This window comes from Terriglobia bacterium (assembly GCA_036496425.1).
Taxonomy (GTDB): Bacteria; Acidobacteriota; Terriglobia; order 20CM-2-55-15; family 20CM-2-55-15; genus 20CM-2-55-15.
Window position 1 is genome coordinate 1 of sequence record DASXLG010000120.1, and the last position, 11,307, is coordinate 11,307.

Annotated in this window: 12 protein-coding genes and 1 tRNA gene; 5 read left to right on the forward strand and 8 right to left on the reverse strand. The window is 57.0% G+C overall.

The window, feature by feature from the left end:
* Positions 1–42: 42 nt before the first annotated feature.
* Together VGK48_08320 and xseB are read right to left on the reverse strand one after the other, a co-directional pair.
* Positions 43–906 carry a farnesyl diphosphate synthase gene (locus VGK48_08320; protein ID HEY2381175.1) on the reverse strand — a complete coding sequence of 288 codons (864 nt, stop codon included), beginning with the start codon at positions 904–906 and terminating at the stop codon, positions 43–45.
* Positions 899–1,132: an exodeoxyribonuclease VII small subunit gene (xseB, locus tag VGK48_08325; GenBank protein HEY2381176.1), complete on the reverse strand. Its 234-nt coding sequence runs from the start codon at positions 1,130–1,132 to the stop codon at positions 899–901. The genes VGK48_08320 and xseB overlap by 8 nt, the downstream gene beginning before the upstream one ends.
* 53 nt (positions 1,133–1,185) lie before the next feature.
* Between xseB and VGK48_08330 the strand changes: the two genes are divergently transcribed.
* The 3 genes from VGK48_08330 to VGK48_08340 all read left to right on the forward strand — a co-directional run bounded on the left by VGK48_08330 (position 1,186) and on the right by VGK48_08340 (position 4,738).
* Entirely contained in the window at positions 1,186–2,079 is an 894-nt protein-coding gene (locus VGK48_08330; GenBank protein ID HEY2381177.1) for an SH3 domain-containing protein, read from the forward strand.
* 215 nt (positions 2,080–2,294) lie between these two features.
* Complete coding sequence (locus tag VGK48_08335) at positions 2,295–3,527, forward strand: alcohol dehydrogenase catalytic domain-containing protein (protein ID HEY2381178.1); 1,233 nt, start codon at positions 2,295–2,297, stop codon at positions 3,525–3,527.
* Positions 3,524–4,738 (forward strand): glycine C-acetyltransferase, encoded by a 1,215-nt coding sequence (locus VGK48_08340; protein HEY2381179.1) that lies wholly within the window; start codon positions 3,524–3,526, stop codon positions 4,736–4,738. The genes VGK48_08335 and VGK48_08340 overlap by 4 nt, the downstream gene beginning before the upstream one ends.
* Positions 4,739–5,004: 266 nt before the next feature.
* Here the strand turns inward: VGK48_08340 and VGK48_08345 are convergent, their stop codons facing one another.
* The 4 genes from VGK48_08345 to VGK48_08360 form a co-directional block, all read right to left on the reverse strand.
* Complete coding sequence (locus VGK48_08345; GenBank protein HEY2381180.1) at positions 5,005–5,382, reverse strand: hypothetical protein; 378 nt, start codon at positions 5,380–5,382, stop codon at positions 5,005–5,007.
* Between the two features lie 166 nt (positions 5,383–5,548).
* Positions 5,549–6,526 (reverse strand): electron transfer flavoprotein subunit alpha/FixB family protein, encoded by a 978-nt coding sequence (locus tag VGK48_08350; protein ID HEY2381181.1) that lies wholly within the window; start codon positions 6,524–6,526, stop codon positions 5,549–5,551.
* Positions 6,526–7,323, reverse strand: coding sequence for an electron transfer flavoprotein subunit beta/FixA family protein (locus VGK48_08355; protein HEY2381182.1), 798 nt, complete (start codon positions 7,321–7,323; stop codon positions 6,526–6,528). Before VGK48_08355 ends, VGK48_08350 begins: the two co-directional genes overlap by 1 nt.
* An 85-nt stretch (positions 7,324–7,408) precedes the next feature.
* Entirely contained in the window at positions 7,409–7,924 is a 516-nt protein-coding gene (locus VGK48_08360; GenBank protein HEY2381183.1) for a GNAT family N-acetyltransferase, read from the reverse strand.
* A 68-nt stretch (positions 7,925–7,992) separates the two neighbouring features.
* Between VGK48_08360 and VGK48_08365 the strand changes: the two genes are divergently transcribed.
* Positions 7,993–8,571 carry a response regulator gene (locus VGK48_08365; GenBank protein HEY2381184.1) on the forward strand — a complete coding sequence of 193 codons (579 nt, stop codon included), beginning with the start codon at positions 7,993–7,995 and terminating at the stop codon, positions 8,569–8,571.
* 39 nt (positions 8,572–8,610) lie between these two features.
* Positions 8,611–8,684 (forward strand) — tRNA-Arg (locus VGK48_08370).
* Positions 8,685–8,804: 120 nt separating this feature from the next.
* Here VGK48_08370 and VGK48_08375 read toward each other — a convergent pair.
* Complete coding sequence (locus VGK48_08375; GenBank protein ID HEY2381185.1) at positions 8,805–9,158, reverse strand: response regulator; 354 nt, start codon at positions 9,156–9,158, stop codon at positions 8,805–8,807.
* Positions 9,139–11,307: PAS domain S-box protein (locus tag VGK48_08380; GenBank protein HEY2381186.1), on the reverse strand; the 2,169-nt coding region annotated here is incomplete at its 5' end. The genes VGK48_08380 and VGK48_08375, both read right to left, overlap by 20 nt.

Sequence of the window (11,307 nt, forward strand, 5' to 3'; positions counted from 1 at the left end):
TGGGAAGGGCGGCCGCGGAGCGGCCGACGATATGACCACCCCCTACTGCGTCCGTTTTTCCAGATAATCACAAAACGCGAGCAGGAGGCCGGTGCGTTGTCCGAGCGGAACCAGCGCCCGCCGGGCCTGCTCGGCCACGTCGTGCGCAATGGCGCGGGATTTTTCGAGACCATAGATGCCGGGATACGTCGCCTTGCCTTCATCGCGGTTGCTGCCATCGGTGGCATCGAGAATGTCATCCACCACCTGAAACAGCAAACCGAGCCGCTCAGAGAACACTTTCACGCCAGCCAGCTCGACTTCGGACGCCCCGCCGAGATACGCGCCGATCCATACCGAGCCGCCGATCAAGGCTCCGGTTTTCCAGCGATGGATCGCCTCGAGCTGCTCCACCGTGACGGGTTTGTCCTCCGCTTCGAGGTCGAGCACCTGGCCGCCAACCATTCCTGCGGCGCTCCCGGCGGCGGCGCTCAGCGCCGCGACCACGCGCAGCATCCGGTCGGGAGGAAATCCGTTCGAACGGCCCAGAACTTCAAAGGCCAGCGTCAGCAGACCGTCGCCTGCGAGTATTGCGATCGCTTCGGTGAATTGTTTATGACAGGAAGGTTTGCCGCGGCGGAAGTCGTCGTCATCCATGGCCGGGAGATCGTCGTGGATCAGCGAGTACGCATGAATCATTTCGATCGCGGAGGCCACCGGCAGCACTTTTTTCCAATCGTCCTGATACGCGGAAAAAGCGGCAACACACAGGCAGGGCCGAACGCGCTTTCCGCCATCCATCGTGCTGTATCGCATCGCCTGGTGTATCCGCCCCGGAGCCGAAGCCTCTGCTGGCAACAGCTGGTCGAGAGTGGCATCGATCGCGGGCCGCACGCGCTCGAAAAACGTGTTCAGATCGCTATTCATTTTCAGCTTCGAATGGAACCGCCTGAGGCTGTCCGGAATTGTTCTTCAGCAGGATTTCCACGCGACGTTCGGCCTGTTCGAGCTTGCCATGGCAGAAGCGTGACAGCTTGATGCCTTCTTCGAACAGCTCCAGCGCGCCATCCAGCGGCAACTCGCCGTTTTCGAGCTTTTTCACAATTTCTTCCAGCCGCTTCAGAGCTGTCTCGAAGTCTGGAGCCTCAGACATGACAGGGATTGTAGATGACCTGGACTATAATGAAAAGCGGTCGGCACGAAGTTATGAAAGTTCTTCCCGTTCTCCTCGTTTCTTTGCTTCTCGCCAGTTGTGCGCCCAAACCCGAACCGGTCGTGGATCAGGCCACGGTGACGGCGCGGAATGCGTCGATGCGGATGCGCAACAGTTCGACGTCGCGCACCCTCCGGGTGCTCGATACCGGCGACAAAGTCGAGGTTCTGGAACGCCAGGAGAACTGGTACCGGGTGCGCTACGGTCCCGATGTCCAGGGCTGGATGGAAGAAAGTACGATCGTCACCAACGAGATGAAGGGCCGCATCCAGAAGCTCGCCACGGACTCCGAAAACCTCGAGCCTCAGAATACGGCGGCGCTGAAACAGGATGCGAATATGCGACTCGAGCCGGGCAGATCCACCGCGATCATCCGAAGACTCGAGAGCGGAACGAAAGTCGAAGTCCTCGACCGCGTGACCAAGCCCCGGCCCGGCTCGGAAACCGCGCACGATATCTGGCTGAAGGTCCGGACCGCTCCGACCGAAGTCGGATGGATTCTGTGGAGTGCCGTCGATTTCGATATCCCGGCCGACATCGCTCCGTACAGCGAAGATTACATTTACACCGCCGTCAAAAAGATCAACAGCGTCGAGGATTCCATTGCAGGCGAAATCCACTGGTACATCGTCGGCGAGAGGAAACCGAGTTCCGATCCGAATCTCGACTTCGCGGGCATCCGCGTCTTCACATGGAATATGAAGAAGCACCGGTACGAAACCGCTTTTCGCACCAGAGGCATGCGCGGCGTGTATCCGCTTCAGGTCGGACAGCAAGGCGCCAATCCTACCTTTCGGATTTACGAACTCGGTGAGGATGGAACGACGAAAACTCCGAGAAACTTCGTCATGTACGGAGTGATTGTGCGGGAAAAGAAAGAATCATGATCCGATAGTCCCCGTCCGCCTACGCTTCTGGTTTAGCTCGAAATACGTAATCCATACATATAATCCCGGCCAGTGCCACTCCGGTGCCCGCGACGAGGACCGGAAGGTCCACGTGCTGAAGTCCTTCCATGAGCCCGCAGAACAAAATTAGCTTAATGGCCAGCGCTCTCATACACTGGTTATCGGCACGTTGCGTGCACGAAATTAACTCTTTTATGAGAGCACTCGTTAAAGATACCCCCCACAACGATTCCACATGGGCACAAGGTGTCCGGCTCGAAAACCGCGAAATTCCCGCAAACCTTGCTCCCGATGAAGTTCTCTTGAAAGTGCTGGCTGCAGGGATCTGCGGCACCGACGTGGGCATCTATAACAGCAAGAAATCGATTCGCGACGAGATGCAGAAAGCGCGGGCGGCCTCGGTCGTGATCGGCCACGAGTTTGCCGGCCGGATCGAGAAGGCGGGGCCGGAAGCCCTCACCCGGCTGGCGGAAATCATCAATACCCATCGTGTCCATGACGAGGACGCCGACCGATTCGTGCACGGCCGCCTGCCGCGGCAGGTTGCCGGGGATCCGGCTTTCCCCGAGTTCCTGAAGACCCATTACACCGTCTCGGCCGAAATGCACATTACCTGCGGCTGGTGTTATCAATGCCGTATCGGCGAACGCCATGTTTGCCGCAATACGATTATTAAAGGAGTCCATGAAGACGGAGCCTTCGCCGAATTCGTCAAGGTTCCGGTTTCGAATCTGATTCTTTTCAAGGCCGGCGAACTTCCCGTTTCGATCATCGCGTTCATGGATGCGCTCGGAAACGCCGTGCACACCGTCGAGAGTGCGAACCTCGTCGGCCAGCCGGTGCTCGTTCTCGGCTGCGGCGTGCAGGGACTGATGGCAACCGCCATCGCTCATCGCAGCGGCACCTCCCGGGTTTACGTTACCGATGTTTCGAACGAGGCTCGCGGCATCACGCATCAGATGCTTGAAAACAAGCGCTTCGAACTCGCCCGCAAATTCGGCGCTAATGATTGCTTCGACCTGGCGCTGCCGGCCGAGCGCGAGAGAATGCGGCGGACGATCCTCAGTGAGACGGACGGCTCCGGCGTCGGTGTCGCCTTTGAAATGTCGGGCAGTTATAACGCTTATCGCGATGCCTTCGATCTGCTTCGCATGGGCGGAACCCTCGTGTGCCTGGGAATTCCCGATGGCGAGATGAAGGTGGATTTCGCGCACGACGTCATCTTCAAAGGCCTGACAATTCACGGCGTCATCGGCAGGCGCCTGTTCGAAACGTGGGAAACCATGCGCAGCATGTTGAAATCGGGCCTCGCCCAGGTGTTCCTCGACAGCGGCTTCATCACCGCCGAGTTTCCGCTCGAGAAATTCGACGACGCCATGGCCCTCATCGGCCGTGGAGAAGCGTTCAAAGTGATCTTAAAGCCATGAACTTTCACCAGACCATTCGCGCCGAGCTGGAACGGCTCGAACAGACCAGGACCCTCAAAACAGAAACCATCATCGAATCCGAACAAGGCGCGGTGGTGCGCGTCGCCGGCAAAGAAGTCGTCATGCTGGCGTCGAACAACTATCTCGGACTGGCGTCGCATCCGAAAATCAAAGAGGCCGCCATACGCGGCATCAAACAATTCGGCTACGGCGTGTCGTCCGTTCGGTTTCTGTGCGGAACACTGACGGTTCACCGGGAGCTCGAAGAGAAGATTGCGGCTTTCCTCGGAACCGAAGACACGATTCTCTTTTCGTCCTGCTTTGCCGCGAACGAAGGCTTTTTTGCCGCAATCACGAACGAAAAACTCGGAAGCGAGCAGTATCGCGATGTCATCTACAGCGATCGCCTCAATCACGCCAGCATCATCGACGGAACGCGCTTATGCCGCAGCGAAGTGGCCGAGCGCAAAATCTACGAGCACGCGGATACCGGCGACCTCCGCAGGAAGCTGGAGGCGGATCGCCGCGCCGCTTACCGCTTCGGGTTCATCGCGACCGATGGTGTTTTCAGCATGGAAGGAGATCTGGCGCCGCTTCCCCCTCTGATCGAGACGGCGAAGGAATATGACCGGATACTCTTCGTCGACGATTCTCACGCGGTTGGAGTGATCGGAGCCACAGGCCGCGGAACCCCGGAACAGCTGGGCGTGCACGGCAAAGTCGATGTTCTCAGCGGTACCCTCGGCAAGGCCATGGGCGGCGCTGCCGGTGGCTATGTGAGCGGCAGAAAAGACCTGATTGCGTTCCTGCGCCAGAAATCCAGGCCGTACACCTTTTCGAATTCCCTGCCGCCGGCGATTGCCGTGGCGGCCATTGAGGCATTTACCCTCTTGGAACAGGATCGCGGTCTGGTGGAGCAGCTGCGCTCCAATACGAGTTATTTCAGAAAGCGTATCCAGGAATTGGGATTTACGATTCTAAAGGGTGAACATCCGATCGTGCCGATTATGCTCGGCGAAGCCTCCACTGCCATGGATATGAGCAATGCCCTGCTCGCCGAAGGTGTTTATATCAAAGGACTTTGGTATCCTGTCGTGCCGAAAGGGGAAGCCCGCCTGCGCGCCCAGATCTCTGCGGCCCTGGACGAAAAGACGCTGGAACGTGCCTTATCCGCCTTCGAACGCGTTGGAAAGCGCCTGAGCGTTATCTAAATCGCCTTCAGGCTCGCAATGTAGTCGTGGGCTTTAGCCCGCATCCGCGAAGACGGTTGATTTTTAAAGACTTACGGCTTTAAGCAAAAAAATCCCCGCGGGTTTAACCCCGCGGGGGAAGGTGGGATGGTGGAGGAAATCTACATACATTACTATAGACACCCTTTACGCCATAAAAGTTACACCTTTTTGAAAATATTTTTCAAGAAATTGTAGCGGCGGGTTTTTTTTCGGGATTTCCCGCCGCTACGAGTAAGGAATTGGGCTTATTTGAACTTGAAGGTTTTGTCGGGCATGGCTTCACGATGAACATCGTGGCAAGCCTTACAACTTCCCTGGAGCATTTTGGCCGGGGCTTTTGCGGCATCCAGGTTACCGCCTTTTGCCGCCTTCATAACTTCGCCAGCCGCCTCAACGTTCTTTTTCGCCGCATCGACGGCATCCTGAGCCTTCATCGCCTTGAAGAAGCCCTCAGCCTGCGTGAAATCCTGCTCTAGCTTTTGAGCATCCGCGGCGACGTCTGCAGCCGAGCCAGCCATCATATCCATACCCATCTTACGCTGGGTCGCGGCGACATCCTTCATGACCGGGGACAAATCTGTCGGTGCCTGTGCCGCGAGCGTAAATGCCACGGCGGCAAGCATGCAGACTCCGATCAGTACTGAAGCTTTGCGCATCCTTTATCCTCCTTAAAGAATCGGACAGTTTTTACAAAACACCGGGCCGATAGTAATGGAAACCCAGCGAGCAGTCAACAACTTAGGGCTGCCAACAACTTAGGGCTGCGCTACCGCGCGTACGTTCCGCACCTTATGCTTGCCTTAGGTCCTTGAAAATCCTGGTCAAAGCGGGAACGACCTTGAATAAATCGTCGACGATGCCGTAATGCGCCACTTTGAAGATCGGCGCCTCCACGTCTTTATTGATAGCGACAATGCAGCGTGAGGTTTGCATGCCCACCAGATGCTGAATCGCGCCGGAAATCCCAATGGCGATATAGAGTTTCGGAGAAACCGTCTGCCCCGAGCTGCCGATCTGATATTCGCGTGGCAGCCATTCCGCATCCACGACGGGGCGGGAGGCGCCGACGGATCCGCCGATGGCTTCCGCCAGCTCAAATATCAGGGAGAAGTTCTCCTTCTCCTTCAAGCCGCGGCCGCCCGAGACGATGATCGGCGCGGAGCTCAGATCGGCCTTCCCTTTCGGCGCCTCGACGCGCTCGATAAGTTTCCGCCTTCCCGGCGCAGTCAATGAAACGGAGAAAGGGACGATCTCCGCACTGCCGCCCGCCTCGACCTCGTCACCCGGGAATGCCCCCGGCGAAGCGGTGGCGAAATAAGGCGGCTCACCTCGAACCGCCGTCTTCATGTTCATCTTTGCGTTGAAAATCTGGCGCGTAAGGATCAGGCGGTCGCCCTGTTTTTCGTATTCCACGCAGCCCGCGATCAAGGGCCGCCGCAGCGCCACCGACAGGCGTGGAGCAAAATCCATGCCTTGGGTGGTGTGGCCGATCAATACCAGAAATGGCGGCTCTTTTTCGCAGAGTGATTTCAACGCTTCGACGTATGCATCCGGGTTGTACTCCGCCAATTGAGGATCGTCGATGGTAACGACGCGATCGATCTTTTTGCTTTTCAGCTCCTCTGCGAGCGAGGTGGTGTTTTCGCCCAGAACAACCGCCGAAACGGGCTGACCGAAGTCGCGGCCGGCACGCTGTGCAAAGACCAGCAGTTCAGAAGTGATCGATTTGAGTTTGTTGTCTTTGTGCTCGGCAATAACGAAAATCATTACAGTACCTTGGCTTCCTTCTTCAGTTTTTCAACGAGAGCCGCCGCAGCATCCTCGGGCGATCCGCCGATGATTTCCACTTTGCTTTTCCGCTCGGGAACAAATATCTCCTTCACTTCATACATGGCGCCGGCTTTGCCCGCCGCTTCATCACTCAGGCCGAGATCGGCCGCCGACCAGACTTTCATTTCTTTTTTCTTTGCCGCCATGATGCCTTTCAGCGAGGCATAGCGCGGCTGGTTGATTCCGAACTGAATGGTCAGCACCGCCGGCATCGGCAATTCGATGGTTTCGTTGATGCCTCCCTCGAGTTCGCGCCGCACGCGCAGCGACTTGCTTTCGGGATTGGCCTCGACGCCGACCACGACAGTGGCGTGAGCACTGCCGAGAAACTCGGCGATCATGGTTCCGGTCATTCCAGTGCCGAGATCGTCCGATTGCACGCCCGCCAGAACGAGATCGGCGCCGCCGTCCTTCGCGATCGCGGTCGCGAGCGCATCGGCCGCCGCGAATTCATCGGCGCCCTTGAATTTCGGATCCCGAAGATGGATTGCGCGATCGGCCCCCATCGCCAGGCCGGAACGCAGGACGCGCGCGGATTCCTCTCCGCCCATGGAAATCACGACGACTTCGCCGCCATGCTTCTCTTTCAACCGAAGCGCTTCTTCGATCGCATAGTTGTCGGCCTCGCTCGCGACAAACGTGAGGTCCTGGTCTTTGATCCAGGTTTTGGTTTCGTTAATGGCCAGTCTCGATGCAGGGTCCGGAACAGGTTTGATACAGCTGACGATTTTCACTTATAGAATCCTTGCCAAAAGTGTGCCGGTTTTCAATTTCTAATTTCTAATCTCGAATTTCCAATCTCCAATAGAACCAAAGATTCTATAGCATCCTGTAGGCGTGCACCATCCACGGAGCGAACCCAGCACGATGCCATGCGCGAGCGGAAGCGTCATTCCAGGCGTCGTATATCGTTTCAACAGCGATGACATTGTCTTTTCTCATGGCCTCGATCGCGCGCTCAATCAGTTGGCTGCCGATCCCCTGACGGCGAAACTGGTCCTCGACATATACTGCATCAATGATACCAATCCGCCGGGATTCGATCACCGGCGGAACGGATTCCCAGTCATCCACGCGCGCCGTAAGAAACCCCACAATGGCGCCTTCCGACTCCGCGATGAAACCGAACGCCGAAGGCTGGCGGAAACGGGAGGTGAGCCACTTCGCCATTGCCTCGTCGGCATCCTGGGTCATACGCATATCCGAACGCGCGACATTGCGGCAGTAGTTGAGCCAGGCTTTATGAATTTGTGACAAATCGTCCCGGTTCCATTTTCGGATGCTTATTTCCATTGCCAATTTCCCGATAAGTTGAGATAACTCTCGTTTGCCCAAAACTAAAAATAGATTAACGGAAAGACGGGCGGCATCGGATATAAGTTAGGAGCGGGATTTTGTTAAGCATGGTGAATGAGACAAAGAATGCCAAGACCATTTACACGACGCATGAGGTCAGCCGCCTCCTTCATGTAAATCCAAGGTCTGTGATCAACTGGATCGAGCAGAGCCTGCTGCCATCGTACCGCACTCCGGGCGGCCACCGGAGAATCCGCAGAGATGACCTGGTGGCGTTTCTGAGGAAACATCAGATTCCGACCCCGGAATCGCTGGTCGAAGGAAATTTCAGCGTCCTGATCGTCGACGATGAAGATGAAATCGTCGACATCATCAAAGTTTACCTGCAGAAGCAGGGCGGCTACGAGATCCTCACGGCCTCGGATGGTATCAGCGCATTACTCGAGGTCGGCCGCTCGAAACCCGACATTCTCATTCTCGACATCATGATCCCCGGAGTCGACGGCATCGAAGTCTGCCGCCGCATCAAAAGTGACGCCAGCAACCGGACCGTCATCATCGCCGTAAGCGGAAGCACCGAGCATGAAAAACGCATCCTCCAGGCCGGCGCCGATGTTTTCATGGGGAAACCAATCGACCTCGAAAAGCTCCACAACGAAGCCAAGCGCCTCCTCCGCGTCTTGTAAGCCCCTTTTTGGGTGTGACATACTAGTAAAGTTTGACGCGCGCCCGTAGCTCAGCTGGATAGAGTATCGGACTACGAATCCGAGGGTCAGAGGTTCGAATCCTCTCGGGCGTATAAGGAACAATAAGACCATTGCATCAATGCATCATTTCGACGTTGCTTCATTTCTTCAATGAAGCAATGTCGAAATGATGCATTGATGCAATTATCTTGTGGCCCCTTTCCCTTTTGAGGCTATGCCGCGATGCGGCTTAGAAACTCTTCGAGCTTTTTGAAATCGATAGGCTTCGTGAGGTAGCCCTCGATTCCCTCCTGGGCTGCGAGAACCGCGACGCGGGTGTCTTCGATCACCGACATGACGATGATTTTCTGTTTGGGTTTTTGTTCCCGGATCCGGCTGATGAGGTGAATGCCGCTTGAGGCGGGCATGATCAGATCGAGGAAAACAACGCTGAAATCGTGGGCACCAACAAGTTCGAGAACTTTCTGAGGGTCGGTGGCCGTGAGGACCTGGTGTCCTGCGCGGTGCAGCCATTTCGAAACGATGGTGAGGATTTCCGGCTCATCGTCAACTACTAAGATTTTCATGATTGTCCATGGGTGCCGTTCCGGGTCCGTCCAACACCTCTCGAACCTTCGCTGCCAGGCCTTCCGGTGTCAATGGCTTCTGTATGAACTCGAAAGGCTCCTTGTTTCGAATGTAAGTCTCGAATTTGTCCTGCGCGTATCCGGACATATATAAAACCCGCAGGCTGGGCCGCAGCGAGTGGACTTGAACGGCCAGTTCGGGACCGCTCATTTCCGGCATCACCACGTCGGTCAGCATCAAATCAATGTGGCGCTCGGTCTGGGAACAGAGGGAAAGCGCCTGGCGCTGATCCTGGGCCGCTATAACGTTGTATCCATGGGTCTGCAGCATTTCGCAGACCATAAAGCGGACGTCTTCATTATCCTCAACAAGTAAGATCGTTTCCGTTGACAGTGTCACAGGCCGGACCTTGTGTTCCACAGGCACACGTTCGGTCAGCGACACCACCCGGGGCAAAAGGACTGTGAACGTTGTGCCCTGTCCGGCCACGCTTTCGGCGGCGATGCTGCCTCCCGACTGATGCACGATGCCATACACCGTCGACAAACCGAGGCCGGTGCCGCGCTCTTTGGTGGAGAAGAACGGCTCGAACATTTTTGCAATAACGTCCGGGCTCATCCCGATTCCGGTGTCGGAAACCTCTATCCGGATGTAGCGGCCGGCGCCGACTTCATCGTCTCCGTTCTTGGTGCTCTCGCTGAGATCGAGGTTACCGGCACTGACACCGAATTCTCCGCCTGAGGGCATGGCATCGCGCGCGTTCAGCGCGAGGTTGACAAGCACCTGCTCGAGCTGCGCCGGATCGAAGCGGATGAATCCGAGATGCGGCTCGCAGGAAATCTTCAACCGGATATCCTCGCCAATGAGGCGCCTCAACATCTCTCCGATTTCCGCGAGCGCGGCAGTCACGTCCAGCGTTTTCGGACGAAATACCTGGCCTTTGCTGAAGCCGAGAAGATGCCGGACGAGCGAGGCGGCGCGTTGGGAGGCCTTCTGGATACCCGTGACTTCATCCAGCAGTTCGTCGTCTTTCTTCAGGCCGCTCTGGAGCAGCGCCGCATAACCCGTGATGATCGTCAGGACGTTGCCGAACTCATGGGCGATACCGCCGGCCAGACGGCCCACCGCTTCCATCTTTTGCGCGTTCCACAGCTGGTCTTCCAGGCGGCGCCGTTCCGAGATATCGCGGGCTGTACCCTGGACGGCCACGGGCCTGTCGTTTTCATAGACCAGCCGCGTTCCGACTTCGAGCCACACCGTGCCGCCGTTTTTATGATTGACCTGAATCGAATATGTGGTCAGCGACTGCTCGCCCGAAATCTTCTTCTGCATCATCTGGTTCGAAAGTTCGAGCTGGCCCGGCGCAAGGATCTGAGAGGCGTTGAGCTTCAGGAATTCTTCTCTCGGGTAGCCGGTGATGCGTTCCCCTGCCCGGTTCACCGTGAGAAAGCGCCCGTCGAGGCTCATCGTGTAAATAATGTCGCCGGCATTCTCGAAAATCTCGCGATACTGCTCGACTGCCTTCTCGACAGCTTTGCACATCTCATTCATCGCGCGCGCGAGCGACGCCACCTCGCCGGCTGCGACGATCGGCACGCGTTTCGAATAGTCGCCTGCACTGATGCGGCGCGCAGCGTCCTCGACCAGATTGATCGGCCGCGATATGAAGCGATTCGTGAACCACAGACTGAAGACGAAAAGGGCAAGGGTCATGCCGGCAATCGAAGCCAGAATCACCAGCATCTGTTGCCGATAGGTTGTTAAACGGCCTGCAACGCTGACCAGGACCAGCCGCGAGGCAATTTCCATCTCCGCAAGTTCGGGCTTGATGCTATCGTATGCCGCGCGCGCATCCGGGTCGTTGGCGGGCCTTTCGGCGATCAGTTGAAGGGGTTCCTTGACATCGAGCCAGATGTTGCGCAGCCCGCTGATCCGCTGCTGGAGATCCGGCGGCGGAACAGGAAGTCCAGCCGCAAGCGCCACGATCACGGCATCGCTCTGCGTATCCGCCGCGCTGCCGATGACTTGCGTAAGGAGAGTATCCGGACGCCGCGGATCCTGTCCGCCATTCTGCATGGCGGTGATCAGACTATCGAAGTTTTGCAGTAACCTGCGCTGCTCCGGACGTGCGTCTTCCTCGCCTTCCCG